This is a genomic window from Caulobacter sp. FW305-C-30-S16, from assembly GCF_058783025.1.
The window spans coordinates 351794-369435 of sequence record NZ_JBYSYH010000001.1 but is presented as its reverse complement, the minus strand read 5'-3'; the positions used below and the strand labels follow the sequence as shown (position 1 = coordinate 369435).

Here is a 17642-nt window from a genome sequence, read left to right as displayed (position 1 = left end):
CGCGGGTTACCACGCGCGGGGAGCGGTCTCAATCTTCGCGGGGCCGGCAGGGTGTCGGGCCCCCGGCGCCCCAGACCTCGGCCGCCGGGACCCAGCCGGTTTCGCCGGAAGCCTTGATCCGGCGCCAGCCCCCCTCGCTCTTGTCGAGGGCGGCGATGGCGTTCGGGGCCAGATAGGCGACCACGCGCGCGTCGGCCTTGGGCGCGGCGCGCATCGGCAGCTGGCCGGGCTTGACCCGCATGACGGTCAGACGGCCGTCGGTTCCCCGCTTGTGCGCCCAGGCGGCGACGCCGTCCGGGCCGCGCACCCTGCGCCAGTCGCTGGTCTCGGCGATCACCTCCAGCGGCATGCCCTTCGAGCGCCAGACCCAGAGGATGCGGTGATCCTCCCCGGGCCCCTTGCGGGCGTAGACCTCGCCGAACTTCAGCGAGACGAAGCGCGGCACCGGCAGGGTCGAGGGCGTGTCGCAGACCGTCTCCCCCCGTCCGCCGCAGCCGGCGAGCGCGAGGACGGCGCCCAACGCCGCCAACTTTACCGGCAAAGACCAATCTTGAGGCCTCAAGGCGCGCGGCTTCCCTTGGCCCCCCGCCGGGCCTTTGCTAAGGGTGCGAAGACCCCCCGAGGGGCCAACGCCGTTATTGAAAGCGTCCATGGCCGCCAAGAAGCCGAAAGTCGTCGTCACACGCAAGCTGCCTGACCCGGTCGAAACCCGGATGCGGGAGCTGTTCGACACCGAATTGAACGTCGATGACCATCCGATGTCGCCGGATGAACTCGTCGACGCGATGAGCCGCGCCGACGTTCTGGTGCCGACCATCACCGATCGCCTCGACTCGCGGCTGCTGTCGCGCGCCGGCGAGCGGCTGAAGCTGATCGCCAACTTCGGGGCCGGCGTCGACAATATCGATGTGACCACGGCCAACCAGCGCGGCGTGATCGTCACCAATACCCCGGGCGTTCTGACCGAGGACACCGCCGACCTGACCATGAGCCTGATCATGGCCTCGACGCGCCGGATCGTCGAAGGGGCCAATGTCGTGCAGTCGGGCGGCTTCCAGGGCTGGTCGCCGACCTGGATGCTCGGCCGTCGTCTGTGGGGCAAGCGGCTCGGCATCATCGGCATGGGCCGCATCGGCCAGGCCCTGGCCCGGCGCGGCAAGGCCTTCGGTCTGTCGATCCACTATCACAACCGCAAGCCGGTCAGCCCGCGCGTCGCCGAGGAACTCGAGGCGACCTACTGGGAGAGCCTTGACCAGATGCTGGCGCGGATGGACATCGTTTCCATCAACTGCCCGCACACCCCGGCCACCTTCCATCTGCTGTCGGCCCGCCGTCTGAAACTGCTCCAGCCGACGGCTGTGGTGATCAACACCGCCCGCGGCGAGGTGATCGACGAGGGGGCGCTGGCCAACATGCTGGCCCGCGGCGAGATCGCCGGCGCCGGCCTGGACGTCTACGAGAACGAGCCGGCGATCAATCCCAAGCTGCTCAAGCTGCCCAACGTGGTGCTGCTGCCGCACATGGGCTCGGCCACCGTCGAGGGCCGGATCGACATGGGCGAGAAGGTCATCGTCAACATCAAGACCTTCATGGACGGCCACCGCCCGCCGGACCGCGTCATTCCCGCGATGCTTTGACGGACGCTTGACCGGGGCGCGCCTGCGCCTCCAAGTTGTACGTCAGGGAAACGGGGGGAACGGCCATGCTGACCCGCAGGCGCCTTGTCGCGATGGCGGCGCTCGCCCCGCTGGCGTTCGCCGCAGCATCAGGCGCGGCCGCCGGCTCGTCTCCACCCTCGCTCGATGATCTGACGCGGCCGAGGGCGGTGCTTGATGCGGCCATCTCGCCCCGCGGCGACCGGATCGCCGTGCTTCGCGAGCAGCGGGAGGGCGAGAAGCGGCTGTCCTATGTCCTGCTGGCGAAGACGGCGGACCTGAAGGCGCCGCCGATCCAGGCCGTCATCGGCGACTACGACGTCCATCGCGTGCAATGGGCCAGCGACGAGCGCCTGCTGGTCTGGTTCAGCTTTGACAAGACGCCAGACGGCAAGAAGACCGGCGTCCGGGCGGGCGCGCGGCTCTATGAGCGCTCAGTCCACCGGCTGATGGCGATCGGGGCGGACGGCTCCAACCCGGTGGTGCTGCTGGGCCAGGACCGCAACGCCCAGAGCTATCTCTGGAACGTCTCGCACGTGGTCGACCCACTGGTCGACGACCCCGACCACATCCTGATGCAGGTCTGGGACCCCGACCTCTACGCCAACACCCTGCAGAAGGTGAACATCCATACCGGCAAGGGTGAGCTGCACGAGCGAGGCAGCGAGCGGACACGGTTCTGGTACACCCAGAACGGCGTCGCCGTGCTGCGGGTCGATGAGAGCGTTCTCGGTCGCTACACCAGCCTGTCGGCCCGGACTCCGGGCCAGAAGGAATGGCGCTTCGTCCGCAAGATCCGGCGCAATGCCTTCTCACAATACGATGACTTCGAGGCGGTCGGGGCGACCCGCGAAGCCGGGGTTCTGCTCGTCGCGACGATGGCGCCGGGCGACAACGCCCGGACGATCCGGCGGTTCGACGTCCGCACCCTGGCGCTCGGCGAGGTGGTCGCGAGCCATGCGGAGCGGGACATGGAGGGTGTCTTCTTCGACAAGGGCCTGACCCCGTTGGCCGCCGCCTACACCGACGACCGGACGCAGTATCAGTTCCTCGATCCGTCCCTGGCGCCCCACTACAAGGCGGTGCAGACCGCCATCGGCGCCGACGCCGGCGTGGTGCTGCACGACATCGATCTGGCCCGTCGTCGGTTCATCGTCCATGCCTCCGGCGCGACCGAGGCCGGCGCCTACTACCTCTATGACCGGGAAACGCGGCAGCTCGACCTGCTGGGCCGGCAGGCGTCCTGGCTTTCGGCCGACCGGCTGGCGCCGATGGAAGCGCTGCGGATCACGGCGCGCGACGGGCAGGCGCTCACCGCCTATCTGACCCGGCCGCTGGCGTCCGGACCCCGCCCGCTGGTGGTCATGCCGCACGGCGGGCCGCACGCCCGCGACAGCTTCGCCTTCGACATCTTCGCCCAGGCCTTCGCCGCCCTCGGCTGGCTGGTCCTTCAGCCCAATTTCCGCGGCTCGAGCGGCTATGGCCGCGCCTTTGCCGAGGCCGGTCACCGACGGTGGGCCGACCGGATGCAGGAGGATGTCGAGGACAGCCTGGCCCATGTCGTCGCCAGCGGCGCGGTCGACCCGGGCAAGGTGGCGATCTGCGGCGCGAGCTACGGCGGCTACGCGGCGCTGATGGGCGCGATTCGCAAGCCGGGCCAGTACCGGCGCGTGGTCTCCATCGCCGGGGTCACCGACCTGCCGGACCTGCTCGACTACGAGCGCGAGGACGGCGCGGACTCGCCCGCCTACCTCTATTTCCTGAAGACCATCGGCGATCCCGCGACCGGCCGGGAGGCGCTCAAGCGGGGTTCGCCCACCGAGCGGGCGGCCGATCTGGTTGATCCCGTCCTGCTGATCCATGGCGACATCGACGGCGTGGTGCCGATCCGGCAGTCCCGCGCCATGGCGGCCAGCCTGAAGCGAGAGAAGCGCCCGGCGCGCCTGATCGAACTGCGCAACGGCGGGCACGGCGGCTGGGAGCCGGACGAGCTCAAACAGATTCTCGCCGAGACGACCGCCTTCATCGCTGAAGGCTTTACCGGCTGACGGGCGGCCAGACCTTCGCCTTCAGCCAGCCGTCCAGGTCCGTCGCCGACCGGTCGGCGATCTGCTCCATGGGGACGTGGCCGACCTTCGGGTAGATGATCACCGTCGCGCCGGGGATGGCGTCGCCGAACAGGCCCGCGTGGGCCACCGGGATGAGCTTGTCGGTGTCGCCGTGCATCACCAGCGTCGGCACGGCGATCTTCGACAGCTTTTCCTTCGAGGCCGCGTCCGCCGGGTCGAAGCCGCCCATCAGGTTCAGGATGATGTCCTTGTGGCCCGGCGCACGGGACATCTCGACGTAGCGGGCGACCATGGCGTCGTCGACCATGTCGGGCGTCGGCGCGAAGGCGTCGCGCAGACCGGCGCGGGTCATGGCTGTGGTGTCCAGATCGCCGATCAGGAAGCGGCCGACCGGATTGCGCAGGACCTTGAAGATGAACGGACCATCCCGGCCATCCTCCCGTTGCTGGGGCCAGCCGGCCGCATCGACCAGCACAAGGCCTTGCAGCTTCTCCGGATGGGCCAGGGCGTAGTTCCAGGCCACGCCGCCGCCCATCGAGTTGCCGGCGAGCACGAACCGGGTGACGCCCAGCTTCGTCGTCACCTGATCGACAACGTCGACAAAGCCGCTGCGGGGAAGGGTGAAGCCCTCCGGCGCGCTGGTCAGGCCAAAGCCCGGCAGGTCGAGGGTGATGATCCGGTAGTCCGAACCCAGTCTCTGGACCCACGGCTCCCAGGTGTGCAGTGAGGCCGCAAAGCCGTGCACCAGAACGATCACGGGGCCGTCGCGCTTGCCCTGGTCGCGGTAGTGGACCTTCACGCCGCCGGGCAGCTCCATGTAGCGGGAGGCGGCGTTGGCGTACTTGGCCTGCAGGGTCGGCCATGGAATTTCGGGGCGGCGCAGGGCCAGCCAGCCAGCGGTCAGCAGCACGGCGAGAACCACCACGATCCCGGTCAGGACCTTGCCCAGCGTCTTCATGATCGTCTCGCCCCTTCCGGCTCTTGCTGTCCGGCGGCCCGATTGACGCCTGCTATCGTCGATTTCGTCAAGCGCCGCCGCAGGCCGGGCAGTCCGGATCAGGGCCGATCCGCACTGTGCGGGTCTCGCCGGCCAGGGCGTCATAGATCAGCAGCCGCCCGGCCAGGGGCTCTCCGGCGCCGGTGATCAGCTTGACCGCCTCCAGCGCCATCATCGCGCCGATCACCCCGCCCAGGGCGCCGACAACCCCCACAGTGGCGCAGGTGTCAGCGTCGGGCGGAACCTCCGGCACCAGGCAGCGATAGCAGGGCTTGCCTGGATAGACGCCGACCTGGCCCGTCCAGCGGGCGATCGCGCCGCTGACCAGGGTCTTGCCGGCGGCGACACAGGCGTCGGAGACGGCGAAGCGGGTGGCGAAGTCGTCGGTGCCGTCGAGGACCAGGTCGTAGGCGCTGATCAGCGCCCCGGCGTTGTCCGCCGTCAGCGCCAGCGCGTGCGGCTCGATCGTGATGTCGGGATTGAGCGCGGCGAGCCGCGCGGCCGTGACCGCGACCTTGCCCTGGCCGACGTCGGCCGTGGCGTAGAGCACCTGCCGCTGCAGATTGGACAGGGCGACGGTGTCGGGATCGACGATGCCGATCCGGCCGACCCCCGCCGCCGCCAGATACAGGGCCGCGGGCGCGCCCAGCCCCCCCGCGCCGATCAGCAGGACGCTGGCCGCCTTGAGCCGCTGCTGGCCCTGGCCGCCGATCTCGCGCAGCACCAGATGGCGCGCGTAGCGTTCGACCTCGGCCTGCGAAAAGCTCATCGCCTCGTCCCGTCCCTGACCTGCTTCGCGAGTCTTACCGCGATTTCATACGGAATGGGCGTCTGTCAGGCGTAGCCTTCCCTGGACATCAACGGGGGCGCCGACATGCGTCTGATCCTGACCCTCGCCGCCCTGGGCCTCGCCTTACCCGCCGTCGCCGCCATCGCGCCGGTGACCCCGGCCCCGGTGGTCGCGGCCGAGCGGGCCTTCGCCGCCGACGGCTACGTCATGGGGGTCAAGAAGAGCTTCCTCGCCCATATGACCGACGACGCGATCCTGATGACGCCTGATCCGGTCAAGGCCCGCGAGGCGTTCCTGTCCTCGCCCGACGATCCGGCGGACGCGCCGAAGCTCGAATGGTGGCCGGTCTGGGCGGGCGTTTCCGCCAGCGGCGATCTGGGTTTCACCACAGGGCCCTACAGCGTCGGCGGCAAGCGACGCGGCCATTATTTCACCGTCTGGCGTCGCCAGCAGGACGGCCAGTGGAAATGGATCCTCGACGGCGGCGTGAGCAACGACGCCGGCGTCGCGCCCGGACCGGAGGCGACACCGGCCTACCTGCCGGTCTCCACTGTGCGCGGCCAGTATCCGGAAGGCGCGATGGCCGCCGTGAAGGGGGTCGAGGCGACCCTCGCCGCAGAAGCCGCCACGGACAGCAAGGCGGCCTACCTCAAGGTTCTGGCCTGCGACGCGCGCCTCCAGGGATCACCCATGCCGCCGGCCACGGGCTGTTCGACGCATGGGCAGGAGCTGGACTGGCGCGCGCGGCAGATCACCTTCACGCCTCAGGGCGGCGGCGTATCGGCGGCCGGCGACATGGCCTGGACCTACGGGACCGCCGGATGGGCCAGGGACGGCGCAGCGGTGAAGGCGCATTACGTCCGCGTCTGGCAGCGCCGGCCGGAGGGTTGGCGGCTGGTCTTTGATGAGCTGCTGATTCCGCGCGTGCCGGCAGACTGACGCGCCTCCGCAAGGCGGACCGTCCCTGATGTCTTGAAGGCCAGTCTTGCTCCGGCGGGCGACCTGCTCAAGGACCGCCAGGTCCTCACCCCGCCGCCGCGACCGCCTCCATGCCCAGCATCGCCGCCTTGCGGCCGAGCCCCCAGTGGTAGCCGGTGAGCCGTCCGTCGCGGGCGATCACCCGATGACAGGGGATCAGCAGGCTGACCGGATTGGCGCCGATCGCCGCGCCGGTGGCCTGGTAGGCCTTCGGCTTGCCCGCCCAGCCCGCGACCTCGCCATAGGTGGCCGTGGCGCCGGCGGGGATGCGCAACAGCGCCTTCCAGACCTGGATGTGAAACGGCGATCCGATCAGCACGATCGGCAAGGGTCCGTCGCTGCCGACAAACGCCTTCACCGCCATGTCGTTGGCCGCCTCATCGTCGCGGACCCAGTCCGCCGCCGGGAAGCGGCGGTGCATGTCGGCGAAGGCCGCCTCCACGCCGGCCTCGTCGACGAAGCCCAGTCCGGCAAGGCCGCGGGGCGCGACGGCGAACAGGCCCGTGCCGAACGGCGTCGGGGCGAGGCCCCAGCGCAGGGTCAGACCTTCGCCGCGACGGCGCGCCTCGCCCGGCGTCACCGATTCCTGGGCGATGAACAGGTCGTGCAGCCGCGAGGGGCCGGACAGCCCCGTGTCGAGCGCCGCGTCCAGCACGCTGGCGCCGTCTTCCAGCAGCGTGCGCGCTTCGGCGTGGGCGATCGAAGCGACAAACGCCTTGGGGCTGACCCCGGCCCAGCGGGTAAACACGCGCTGGAAGTGGAAAGGGGACAAGCCCACCGCGTCAGCGGCCTCGTCCAGAGACGGGTGTTCCCGCCAGTTGTCGGCGAGCCAGGCGAGCGCGCGGGCCATGCGATCGTAGTCGCGGGCGCGTTCCTCGAGATTGATGATGACGCCGGAAGCCGGCGCCGGGGCGGAGCGGGTGGGGGTCATGTCGTAGGCCATGAGCCGAAGGTAGGCGGGTCGATCGGCGAAATCCGCCCGGTTCTTGCGGCCGCGGGAGATATAGTTCCGGCAGCATAGCGTCCCTGCCCGCCTTGGCGAACGGGGCGGTGCAGGCCATCCTTGCGGCGATGAAAAAGCCCGCGCCGAGGAAACGTCTGTCGCCGAAGGAGAAGCTTCGCGTCGGCGAACTGTTCGACCGGTTCGCGACCCTGTCGGACGACCCGCGCACCGAACTGGCGTTCCAGGACCCCTTCACCCTGGTCGTGGCCGTCGCCCTGTCGGCCCAGGCGACGGATGTGCAGGTCAACAAGGCGACGGCGAAGCTGTTTCCAGTAGCGAGCACGCCGGAGGCGATGCTGGCCCTCGGCGAAGCGGGACTGATCCCTTACGTCAGTTCCATCGGCCTGTTCCGCAACAAGGCGAAGAACGTCATCGCCCTGTCGCGGATCGTGATGGAGCAGCACGGCGGCAAGACGCCGCTGAACCGCGCCGACCTGGAGGCCCTGCCCGGCGTCGGCCGCAAGACCGCCAGCGTGGTGCTGAACGAGCTGGGCATCGAACCGGCGATCGCCGTGGACACCCATGTGTTCCGCGTCTCGCACCGGCTGAAGCTGTCGGACGGCAAGACCCCGGACAAGGTGGAGGCCGACCTGATGGCCATCGTGCCCGAGCCCTATCTGACCCGCGCCCACCACTGGCTGATCCTGCACGGCCGCTACACCTGCCTGGCCAGGAAGCCGAAGTGCGGGGAATGCCAGGTGCGGGAACTGTGTCCGAGCCGGGAGTTGTTTCTGGGGGGATAGGGGGCATGTACCGTCTTCGGTACGTGTCCCCCGATCGAGGGCGCGCGGGTTTGGGGGACACGTACCTGCGGTACATGTCCCCATCTGTCAGGCCAGCGCCCGCTTCACCGCCGCCGCGAACACCGCGCCGGCCTCAGCGGTATGCTCGAGGAACAGGTCCGGCTCGATGGCTTCCAGTTCCATCACCCGCAGCGTGCCGTCCGGATGGCGGATCAGGTCGACGCGGCAGTAGGTGAGCCGTCCCGGCGCAGCGGCGATCGCGGCCTGCGCCACATCGAGCGCGCCGGGCGGCGGCTCAATCGGCCCAATCGTCGAGCCGAACTGGGGCTGGACCCGGAAGTCGCCGGCCTTCGCCACCTTGCCGACCGCATGGCTGAAGACGCCGTCGAAATGCAGCAGGGAGATCTCGCCCTCGCCGGACACCGACGGCAGGAACGGCTGGATCATGGCCGCGCCCGACGGGCCGCCGACGAGCGCCTCGCCCGGTTCCAGCTTCACCGTTTCATGTGAGCCGCCGGACACTTGCGGCTTGACCACCAGCGTCCCGCCGCCGAACCCGGCCCGGGCGGCCGCGACCACCGCGTCATCCGCGCGATCGGCGAACACCGTCGGCACGACCGGCACGCCGGCGGCTTCCAGATCGGCCAGATAGGTTTTGGTGGTGTTCCAGCGCAGGATGGCGGCCGGGTTGAGCGCCCTTGCGCCCCGCGCCTCCAGCGTATCGAGCATGGCCAGCCAGTCGGCGGCGTCCTGGTGATACCCCCAGGCCAGCAGCGGCAGGACCGCATCGACGTCGGCCTCCGCCGCCTTCGGCCATTCCATGGAGACGACCTCCAGCCCCGCGCCGGTGAGGGCGGCGGTCAGCCGGTCGTAGGCGGGACCCCAGATGCGGACATAGGGGTTGTGGGCGGCGGGGGTGAGCAGGGCGATGCGGGCCATGCATCGCCCCTAAGTCACGATGTCGTCGGCGTCAAAGGCCCTCGACGGCCACCAGACGATACTCGGCGCCCTTGAAGCGGTGCTCGCGGGCGGCCTTGTAGCCGTCGCTGTTGTACCAGGCCTTGCCCTCGTCGATCGACGGGAAGGCAATGACCACAACGCCTTCGACGTCAGGCCCCTCGAGCACTTCGTGCTTGCCGTAGAACGCCAGCGGGGTGGCGGCATGGCCGGCGATGGTGGAGCCGGCCTTCTGGCCATAGGTCGCCAGCTCGGCGGCGTCGGTGGTCTTGTCGCGGATGAAGATGAAGTAGGCGGTCATGGTCTCGTCCCTCTGGTTTTCTTGGTTGGATCCAGCGTCGGACGCCTGTCCCGGCGTAAGTCGACAGGCATTTGTCGCCGTCATGCGTTTGCCCCGCCGGGCCTTGTCCTGTAACCAGCCCGGACCCTTCAGCTACGCCAGAACCCCGCCATGCCTGACCTGTACGACGTCGCCGCCATCGGCAACGCCATCGTCGATGTGATCGCCCCTTGCGACGACGCCTTCCTGGAAACCCAGGGCCTGGTGAAGAACTCCATGCAGCTGATCGACGAGGGTCAGGCGGAAGAGCTCTACGGCCACATGGCGCCGGGCATCGAAACCTCGGGCGGATCGGCCGGCAACACCGTGGCGGGCATCGCCAGCCTGGGCGGCCGCGCCGCCTTCCTCGGCAAGGTGGCGGACGACCAGCTGGGCGAGGTCTATGAGCACGACATGAAGGCCATCGGGGTCGCGTTCGACTCCCGGCCGCTGACCGGCGGGCCGCGCACGGCGCGCAGCCTGATCAATGTGACGCCCGAAGGTCACCGCACGATGTGCACCTTCCTGGGCGCCTCGACCGAGCTCAGCCCGGAAGACGTCGATCCGCTGATGATCGAAAGCGCCAAGATCATCTTCCTCGAAGGCTACCTGTTCGATCCGCCCGAAGCCCGTCGCGCGTTCGCCAAGGCGGCCGGCCTGTCCCGCGCCGCCGGACGGCTGATGGCCATCACCCTGTCGGACTCCTTCGTCGTCGAGCGCCACCGCGACCTGCTGCTCGGCTTCATCGAGACCGAGTGCGACATCGTCCTGGCCAACGAGGCCGAGGTGAAGGCGATGTTCCAGACTGACGACTTCGACGCCGCCGCCGCCGCACTGGTCGAGCGCACGAAGGTCTGCGCCATTACGCGCGGCGAAACCGGTTCGGTGGTGTACGCGGGCGGTGCAGCGCACCTCATTCCGGCCTATCCGGTGGAAAAAGTCGTGGACACGACCGGCGCCGGCGACCAATACGCGGCGGGGTTTTTGCTGGGTCTGGCCCGGGGTCGTTCGATGGACGTCTGCGGTCGACTGGGCGCCCTGGCCGCGGCCGAGGTGATCGGTCACTACGGCCCCAGACCCCAGGTCTCGCTCGAGGCGCTGGCGAAGGCGGAAGGACTGTTCTGATGGCCCGCACGGCCGAGGTGGTTCGCGAGACGAAGGAGACGCAGATCCGCGTCTGGATCGATCTCGACGGGACGGGGGAAGCCACGGTGTCCACCGGCATCGGCTTCTTCGACCATATGCTGGACAGTTTCGCCCGCCACGGCGGTTTCGATCTGAAGGTCGAAACCAAAGGCGACCTGCATATCGACATGCACCACACGGTCGAGGACACCGGCATCGTGCTCGGCCAGGCGGTGAACAAGGCGCTGGATGGCTTCAAGGGCATCCGCCGCTTCGGCTCGGCCTATATCCCGATGGACGAGACGCTGACGCGCTGCGCCCTGGACCTGAGCAACCGCGCCTATCTGATCTGGAAAGTGGCCTACAAGACGCCGCTGGTCGGATCGATGGACACCGAGCTGTTCAAGGAATTCCACCACGCCTTCGCCATGAACGCGGGCGCCTGCGTGCATCTGGAAACCCTCTACGGCGACAACAGCCACCATATCGCCGAGAGCGGCTTCAAGGCCCTCGCCCGCGCGCTGCGGACGGCGGTGGAGCTGGACCCCAAGACCCATGGACGGGCGCCGTCCACCAAGGGCTCGCTCTAGGAACCTCATCCATGCAGAGCGTCGCCCTGATCGACTACGGGTCGGGCAACCTTCGCTCGGCCGAAAAGGCGCTTCGCCGCGCGGCGGAGACGCACGCCCTGTCGGTGGAGGTCATCGTCACCGCTGACCCGGACGTCATTGCGGCGGCCGACCGTCTGGTCCTGCCCGGCGTTGGGGCGTTCGCTGCCTGCATGGGCGCCCTGTCCGCCCGCGACGGGCTGATCGAGGCGATGACCGAGGCCGCCATTGCCCGCCGGCGGCCGTTCCTCGGCATCTGCGTCGGCATGCAGCTGCTGGCGGATCGCGGGCTCGAGTTCGGCGAGACCCGGGGCCTCGGCTGGATTCCGGGCGACGTCGCCCGGCTGACGCCGGCGGACCCTGCCGCCAAGATCCCGCACATGGGCTGGAACGCCCTCGAGGCGCCGGCCATTCATCCGCTGCTGACGGGCCTCGGCGAGGGGGCGGAGATGTATTTCACCCACAGCTTCGCCTTCACCCCCGCCGATCCGTCACATGTGATCGCCAGTGTCGATCACGGCGGGCGCTTCGCCGCGGCGGTCGCGCGTGACACCATCATGGGGGTGCAGTTCCACCCCGAGAAATCCCAGACCCAGGGCCTGCGGCTTCTGGCGAACTTCCTGGAGACGCCCGCGTGATCCTCTATCCGGCCATCGATCTGAAGGACGGGCGCTGCGTGCGTCTGCTGCACGGCGACCTGAACAAGGAGACCGTGTTCAACAACGCGCCCGCCGACCAGGCCGCGCTGTTCCAGAAGCAGGGCTTTTCCTGGCTGCATGTGGTCGACCTGAACGGCGCGGTCGAGGGCCGGCCGGTCAATGGCGACGCGGTCGCCGATATCCTCGGCGCGGTCTCCATCCCGGTGCAGCTGGGCGGCGGCGTGCGGACCATGGCCGCGATCGAGGGCTGGATCGAAGCCGGCGTCAGCCGTGTGATCCTGGGCACCGTCGCGGTCAAGGACCCGGCCCTGGTCAAGGCGGCGGCGAGAGCCTGGCCCGAACAGATCGCCGTGGCGATCGACGCCCGCGACGGCATGGTCGCGACCGAAGGCTGGATCGGCGGGTCGGATCTGGGGGTCATCGAACTGGCGAAGCGGTTCGAGGACGCCGGCGTCGCGGCCCTGATCGTCACCGACATCGGCCGGGACGGGGCCATGACCGGCGTCAACATCGACCAGGTCGGCGAAGTCGCTGACGCTGTCGCTATTCCGGTGATCGCCTCGGGCGGCATCGCCTCGGTGCGCGACATCGAACTGCTCAAGGCCCGCAAGGGCGCGGCGATCGCCGGCGCGGTGCTGGGCCGGTCGCTCTACGAGGGCGCGGTCGATCCGCAGCAGGCCCTTAAGATCGCCGGCTGATGCTCAAGGTCCGCCTCATCCCCTGTCTCGACGTGAAGGACGGCCGCGTGGTGAAGGGCGTCAACTTCGTCGCCCTGCGCGACGCCGGCGATCCGGTGGAGCAGGCGGCCGCCTATGACGCGGCGGGCGCGGACGAGCTGATGTTTCTCGACATCACCGCCAGCCATGAAGGCCGGGGTGCGATCCTCGACGTGATCGCCCGCACGGCTGATGTCTGCTTCATGCCCGTCTCCGTTGGCGGCGGCGTGCGGACCGTGGAGGATGCGCGAAAGCTGCTGCGGGCAGGCGCGGACAAGATCTCGATCAACACCGCCGCCGTCGAGGACCCCGACCTGGTCGCGCGCATGGCCGACGCCTTCGGCTCGCAGTGCGTGGTGGTCGCGGTGGACGCGAAGGCCCGAGCGGACGGCGGCTGGAACATCTTCACCTACGGCGGGCGCAACGACACCGGCATCGACGCGGTCGAGTACGCCGCGCGCGCGGTCGAGAAGGGCGCCGGCGAGATCCTGCTGACCTCGATGGACCGCGACGGCGCCAAGACCGGTTACGACCTGCCGATGCTGCGGGCGATCACGGGCGCGGTGTCCGTGCCGGTCATCGCCAGCGGCGGCGCGGGCAACGCACAGCATCTGGTCGAGGCCGTGACGCTGGGCGGCGCCGACGCGGTGCTGGCAGCCTCGATCTTCCACTTCGGCGAGGTCTCGATCCCTGAGGCCAAGCGCGCCATGGCCGCCGCCGGCATCCCGATGCGCGGCGTCACGGAGGTGATGGCATGAGCCGGCTTTCCGAGGTCATCGCCCGGCTGGAGGCCGTGATCGAGAGCCGCAAGGGCGGCGATCCATCGACCTCCTGGACCGCCAAACTGCTGGCTGATCCGGACCTGGCCGGCCGCAAGCTGATCGAGGAGGCGGCCGAAGCGGTGGAAGCCGCGCAGTCCGGCGATGGCGATCACCTGGCCGCCGAGGCCGCCGACGTCCTCTACCACCTGCTCGCCCTGTTGACGGCGGCGGGTGTGTCGACGGACGAGGTTGCCGCCAGGCTGGAAGCCCGCGAGGGGACATCCGGGATCGCCGAGAAGGCGTCGCGGAACAACTAGCGCCGCCATGGCCCCAAGGGGCTAGGCCGCAATCAGCCCCAGCCGCTGCGCGTCCGCCGTCGCGGGCAACTCGAGCGCCGCGAACATCTCGGCCCGGTCGGGACCCAGCTTCGGCGGATAGTATTTCTGCTTCAGCGCCTTCGGCGTGGCCCAGGTCCCGAGCACGGCGCCCAGGGTCGCCGGTCGCTTCAGCCAGGCCGTGGACGGCTCCAGCATGTGGAAACCGCGCATGAAGGCGCGCAGCAGGGCGGGATTGGAACGGATCGCCGGGGCGATGGCGTCTTCGGCGAAGCTCTTCATCAGCTTCGCCTTCAGCCGGGGCCGATAACCCGGATCCAGCGTATTGCGCGCCCGGCGGATCGCCTGGCGGTCCTGGTCGCGCATGGCGCGGAAATACGGACGCAACCCTTCGTCGACGGCCGCCTGGTAGGCCAGGGCGCGTGCCGCGGGATCGGACGAGACCGCCAGCGCGTCGCGGATCATGTAGGCCGCGATGGCCGCGAACGAGCAGCCCCGGCCGTAAAGCGGATTGGTGCGCGCCAGGCCGTCGCCGGCGAAGAACAGGTTCAGCGCGATCGGCTTGCCGTCCTTGACCGTCGAGCGCCAGCGGCTCTTCAGGTCCCCCATGCCGTAAACCTTGCTGACCGGCTCGGACCGGTCGGCGGCGATCCACGGCGCGACGCCGGGCAGCAGTTGGCAGATGTGGTCGAAGATTTCCGGACGCATCACCGCCTGGCGGAGCGTCTCCTCGATCTCGGGCACCGACAGGGTGATCGAGAAACAGCCGTTGTCCGCCGGGAACACGCCGTACTTGATGAAACCCATGTCGCCCGCGCCGGGAACCGGCCCGCGCTCGGGCGGCGTCTGGCCGGGCAGGAACCGCCAGTGCCGGGTGTAGTAGAGGATGCCGGCGTCCTCGCTTTCCTCGTCCCAGGTCACGCCCTGTTCGGCGAGCCAGTCGAAGCTTTGCGACAGGCGCCCGGCGCCGTCGACGACGACATCCGCGCGCTCCTCGCGCTCGGTCTCGCCGTCCTTGACGCGCAGCCCTTCGACGACGAAGCGGCCTTCGGCGTCGAGACCGCCCAGCAGGCCGGTCACGTTGACGTTGCTGTGGATCGCGACCCCTGGCATCCGCTCGACATAGCGGCGGATCACCAGTTCGAGCGTCGTGCGGCGGCTGGTGATGACGGTCAGGATCTCGTCGCCCGGCTCGGGGCGATAGCGGTCCTTGCTGGCGGCAGGCAGGCCGTCGGCGAATTTCATTTCCTGGCAGCCGGCCGCACGCAGCTCTTCGAGCAGCGACGGATGGTGGTCCTGAACCAGATTGCGCAGACGGGCGAGGAAGGCGTGGCTGTGTCGAAGGTGGCCGACGCCGCGCCGGTTCCAGTCGCTGAACGCCTCATCGGCGCCGCCCGACGGGGTCGGCGGATCGCGCTCGAGCACATCGACACGCCGCCCGGGCCCGGCCAGCGCCAGGGCCGAGAACAGGCCGGCCATGCCGGCGCCGATGATGAGTATGCGTTGGGTCATCTGCTCTCACCTGCTCCCAGGATCGGGCGCGAGTATGACGCTTACGCAAACGGCAAACCAGTGTGACCCGAGGTCAGGACCGCGTTTTTCGCTTCAGCGCCACATAGAGCGCGCCATCGCCGCCGTGGCGGCGATGGGCCTGGGAGACCCCGGCGACGATCGCGCGCAGCGGCGGGGCGGCCAGCCATTCGGGCGTGAACCGCCGCAGAACGCCGTCGCCCTGGGTTCCCTTGCCGGTGATCACCAGCACTTCGCGGCACCCCTCGTCCCAGACCCGCAGCACGTAGGATTCCAGGGCGGCGCGGGCGCGGTCATGCGTCATGCCGTGCAGATCGATGCGCGCCTCGAGCGGCTCGTGTCCCCGCACGATGCGCTTGTGCCGGCCGGGCTCGATGGTTTCCGGCGGCCGAACGGGCCGGGGTTTGGTCGCTGCGGGTGCCTTCGGCAGGGGCAGGTGGGCCGGCGCGGCCTCGATGGGCGGCATCTTCGCCTTGGGCGTCGCGCGGCCGGGCAGCGGGCGCACCGTGGCCGTCACATGGCCCCAGAGATGCGCCTCGTCCGCCTTGAGCTTGCGCGACATCGCCTCACGAGCCCCCGGACGGAACCGGGACGAGGCGGTACATCTTCAGCACGTGCCGCACGCGGCCCGCTTCGACCCCGGCTTCGTCGCCGCGGCCCATGTAGAGGTCGGCCCGAACCTCGCCCTTGATCGCGCCGCCCGTATCGAGGGCCATCACGAGGCGTCGGTAGGTGGGAAAGGCGCCGGTCAGCGCCGGCGCGCTGGCGTCGATCCAGAACAGTTCGCCCATGCGATGGAGGCTGGTGTCGACGGCGATCGCGCGGCCCGCGGGAAGCGGAATGCCGGCCGCCCCCAGCGGATCACGGTCGTCGTCCGCCGCGAGACTGAAGAACACATAGCGAGGGTTGAGCCGCATGATCGCGTCGGCGTCGGGGCCGCGATGACGGGCCAGCCAGCCGCGGATCGCGTCGCCGGAGGTATCGGCGTCCTTCAGCAGGCCTTTCTCGCGCATCGGCCGGGCGATCCCGGTGAACGGCCTGCCGTTGTGGGCGGCGAACGCGGCGCGCTTGCGTGTCCCGTCCGGAAACACCAGCACGCCGGAACCCTGGATCTGCAGGAAGAACAGGTCCTCGGCGCGCATCCAGGCCAGCACCTTGCCCAGGCCTTCGGTCTCGATCTCCTCGCGGTCCGGATAGGCTTCCATGCGACCGTCCTCGAGCCGGCCGACCAGCTTCTGGCCGGGCGTGGCGGCCGGATCGATGTCGGCGAGGTCGGTGATCACCAGATCATCGGGCCGCGCCCGCACCGGCATTGTGAACGGCCCGCTCCGGCTGGGCGAGGCCTCGTAGACCGGCGCGAAATAGGCGGTCAGCAGTCCTGTATCGCCCACCGGCTCGGGCCGGAAATTCGTTTCAAGGAAGGTGCGGGCCCCGGCGGCGTCGGTCGGCCCCAACGCCCTGGCACGGCGACAGACGATGACGATGGCCGCATCGCGCGAGACGCCGCAGGTGGTGCGGAACGCCTCAAGCGCGGCGCGATGATCCTCGGACTCCCAGCCCGGCAGACTGGCGAAGGCGTAGGGAACCGGGGCCGGGGGCGTGCTCGCCACCGGGGGCGGCGGAACGACCGGCGGCGACGGAAGCGGGATGACAGGCGCGCCGGCCTTCGGCGTCGCACAGGCCGACAGGGCCAGGGCGAGCAGGACGCCGGTAACGGGAAGTCGCATTACGCCTCCGCGGCGTCCACGTGAACAAGCGTCCAGTTGGGGTCGCGGCTGTTAAGATTGCGTTCAAACGTCCAGAGCTCGGCCGTGCGACGGTCATCGACCGCCTCGCCCTCGGGACCCTTGGTGCGCGAGCGGAACTCGGCCAGGAAGCGCACGACGACGCGGGCGACGCCGGCGTCGACCTCGACCCGGTCGAGATCGGCCCTGGGCGGCTGGAGGAATTCGATCCGTTCGGTTCGCCCTTCGGCCTCGCGGGCGGCGATGCCGGCCTCGAAGCTGTCCATCACCGCCGGACCGAGCAGGTTCTTCAGCGTCGCGTGGTCGCCGGCCGCGTAGGCGATGACCACCATCTCGTAGGCCTGGCGGGCGCCGGCGAGGAAATGGGGGACGTTGAAGGCCGGGTCCGCCGCCCTCAGCGCGGCGAGGCCCGTCAGGTCAGCCGTTTCGGGCGCATAGCTCTCGGGGACGATCGGCTCGTCAGCCATGGCCGGCGCAGGCGTCGCCGCCAGATCGTCCTCCGGCTGGCGGCCGATGCGACGGCCAAGCACCGCGTAGAGCTGGTACAGCACCACGGCGGCGAAGAAGGCGAAGATGATGAGTTCGAAAAATCTCACTGGGGGACCGGCGCGGCTGACGTCATGAATGGGCAATATAGGCGAGCATCACGCCC

The 17642-nt window shown here is 69.6% G+C and carries 20 protein-coding genes; 10 read left to right on the top strand and 10 right to left on the bottom strand.

From position 1 onward, the window contains the following. Positions 1 to 28 precede the first annotated feature (28 nt). Entirely contained in the window at positions 29 to 541 is a 513-nt protein-coding gene (locus AC3WJT_RS01715; RefSeq protein WP_492341340.1) for an SH3 domain-containing protein, read from the bottom strand. Between the two features lie 109 nt (positions 542 to 650). Here AC3WJT_RS01715 and AC3WJT_RS01710 point away from each other — a divergent pair, with 109 nt between their 5' ends. Further along, entirely contained in the window at positions 651 to 1637 is a 987-nt protein-coding gene (locus AC3WJT_RS01710; protein WP_492341339.1) for a 2-hydroxyacid dehydrogenase, read from the top strand. A 65-nt stretch (positions 1638 to 1702) separates the two neighbouring features. Next, entirely contained in the window at positions 1703 to 3703 is a 2001-nt protein-coding gene (locus AC3WJT_RS01705; protein WP_492341338.1) for an alpha/beta hydrolase family protein, read from the top strand. On the opposite strand, the gene AC3WJT_RS01700 is transcribed toward AC3WJT_RS01705, so the two are convergent. Beyond that, complete coding sequence (locus AC3WJT_RS01700; RefSeq protein ID WP_492341337.1) at positions 3693 to 4682, bottom strand: alpha/beta fold hydrolase; 990 nt, start codon at positions 4680 to 4682, stop codon at positions 3693 to 3695. The genes AC3WJT_RS01705 and AC3WJT_RS01700 overlap by 11 nt on opposite strands. Before the next feature lie 67 nt (positions 4683 to 4749). Continuing rightward, positions 4750 to 5490 (bottom strand): HesA/MoeB/ThiF family protein, encoded by a 741-nt coding sequence (locus AC3WJT_RS01695; RefSeq protein ID WP_492341336.1) that lies wholly within the window; start codon positions 5488 to 5490, stop codon positions 4750 to 4752. Positions 5491 to 5595: 105 nt separating this feature from the next. Between AC3WJT_RS01695 and AC3WJT_RS01690 the strand changes: the two genes are divergently transcribed. Next, complete coding sequence (locus AC3WJT_RS01690; protein WP_492341335.1) at positions 5596 to 6450, top strand: DUF4440 domain-containing protein; 855 nt, start codon at positions 5596 to 5598, stop codon at positions 6448 to 6450. An 85-nt stretch (positions 6451 to 6535) separates the two neighbouring features. On the opposite strand, the gene AC3WJT_RS01685 is transcribed toward AC3WJT_RS01690, so the two are convergent. Then, positions 6536 to 7420 (bottom strand): methylated-DNA--[protein]-cysteine S-methyltransferase, encoded by an 885-nt coding sequence (locus AC3WJT_RS01685; RefSeq protein WP_492341334.1) that lies wholly within the window; start codon positions 7418 to 7420, stop codon positions 6536 to 6538. 140 nt (positions 7421 to 7560) lie between these two features. Between AC3WJT_RS01685 and nth the strand changes: the two genes are divergently transcribed. Continuing rightward, positions 7561 to 8235 (top strand): endonuclease III, encoded by a 675-nt coding sequence (gene nth, locus AC3WJT_RS01680; protein ID WP_492342350.1) that lies wholly within the window; start codon positions 7561 to 7563, stop codon positions 8233 to 8235. A gap of 87 nt (positions 8236 to 8322) precedes the next feature. Here the strand turns inward: nth and AC3WJT_RS01675 are convergent, their stop codons facing one another. Together AC3WJT_RS01675 and AC3WJT_RS01670 are read right to left on the bottom strand one after the other, a co-directional pair. Further along, on the bottom strand, positions 8323 to 9174 hold the full coding sequence (locus AC3WJT_RS01675; RefSeq protein ID WP_492341333.1) for an ATP-grasp domain-containing protein: 852 nt from the start codon (positions 9172 to 9174) through the stop codon (positions 8323 to 8325). Positions 9175 to 9205: 31 nt separating this feature from the next. Next, complete coding sequence (locus AC3WJT_RS01670; RefSeq protein WP_492341332.1) at positions 9206 to 9493, bottom strand: DUF1330 domain-containing protein; 288 nt, start codon at positions 9491 to 9493, stop codon at positions 9206 to 9208. A gap of 150 nt (positions 9494 to 9643) precedes the next feature. On the opposite strand from AC3WJT_RS01670, the gene AC3WJT_RS01665 reads away from it, so the two are divergent. The 6 genes from AC3WJT_RS01665 to hisE are packed head-to-tail and all read left to right on the top strand — an operon-like array spanning position 9644 to position 13697. Continuing rightward, entirely contained in the window at positions 9644 to 10636 is a 993-nt protein-coding gene (locus tag AC3WJT_RS01665) for an adenosine kinase (RefSeq protein WP_492341331.1), read from the top strand. Continuing rightward, the gene (gene hisB, locus AC3WJT_RS01660) at positions 10636 to 11226 is read left to right on the top strand and encodes an imidazoleglycerol-phosphate dehydratase HisB (protein WP_492341330.1); all 591 of its coding nucleotides are present in this window, start codon (positions 10636 to 10638) and stop codon (positions 11224 to 11226) included. The genes AC3WJT_RS01665 and hisB overlap by 1 nt, the downstream gene beginning before the upstream one ends. A gap of 11 nt (positions 11227 to 11237) precedes the next feature. Then, the gene (hisH, locus tag AC3WJT_RS01655) at positions 11238 to 11882 is read left to right on the top strand and encodes an imidazole glycerol phosphate synthase subunit HisH (protein ID WP_492341329.1); all 645 of its coding nucleotides are present in this window, start codon (positions 11238 to 11240) and stop codon (positions 11880 to 11882) included. Beyond that, the gene (gene hisA, locus AC3WJT_RS01650) at positions 11879 to 12601 is read left to right on the top strand and encodes a 1-(5-phosphoribosyl)-5-[(5-phosphoribosylamino)methylideneamino]imidazole-4-carboxamide isomerase (RefSeq protein WP_492341328.1); all 723 of its coding nucleotides are present in this window, start codon (positions 11879 to 11881) and stop codon (positions 12599 to 12601) included. The genes hisH and hisA overlap by 4 nt, the downstream gene beginning before the upstream one ends. Continuing rightward, a complete protein-coding gene (gene hisF / locus AC3WJT_RS01645) occupies positions 12601 to 13377 on the top strand; it encodes an imidazole glycerol phosphate synthase subunit HisF (RefSeq protein WP_492341327.1) in 777 nt (258 codons plus the stop codon). Before hisA ends, hisF begins: the two co-directional genes overlap by 1 nt. Next, a complete protein-coding gene (hisE, locus tag AC3WJT_RS01640) occupies positions 13374 to 13697 on the top strand; it encodes a phosphoribosyl-ATP diphosphatase (RefSeq protein ID WP_492341326.1) in 324 nt (107 codons plus the stop codon). Before hisF ends, hisE begins: the two co-directional genes overlap by 4 nt. Positions 13698 to 13718: 21 nt before the next feature. Here the strand turns inward: hisE and AC3WJT_RS01635 are convergent, their stop codons facing one another. The 4 genes from AC3WJT_RS01635 to timA form a co-directional block, all read right to left on the bottom strand. Further along, positions 13719 to 15227: an FAD-dependent oxidoreductase gene (locus AC3WJT_RS01635; protein ID WP_492341325.1), complete on the bottom strand. Its 1509-nt coding sequence runs from the start codon at positions 15225 to 15227 to the stop codon at positions 13719 to 13721. Positions 15228 to 15300: 73 nt separating this feature from the next. After that, entirely contained in the window at positions 15301 to 15807 is a 507-nt protein-coding gene (locus tag AC3WJT_RS01630) for a Smr/MutS family protein (protein WP_492341324.1), read from the bottom strand. Positions 15808 to 15811: 4 nt separating this feature from the next. Further along, positions 15812 to 16972: a murein transglycosylase A gene (gene mltA, locus AC3WJT_RS01625; protein ID WP_492341323.1), complete on the bottom strand. Its 1161-nt coding sequence runs from the start codon at positions 16970 to 16972 to the stop codon at positions 15812 to 15814. Then, a complete protein-coding gene (timA, locus tag AC3WJT_RS01620; protein WP_492341322.1) occupies positions 16972 to 17586 on the bottom strand; it encodes a TIM44-related membrane protein TimA in 615 nt (204 codons plus the stop codon). Before timA ends, mltA begins: the two co-directional genes overlap by 1 nt. Positions 17587 to 17642 lie beyond the last annotated feature (56 nt).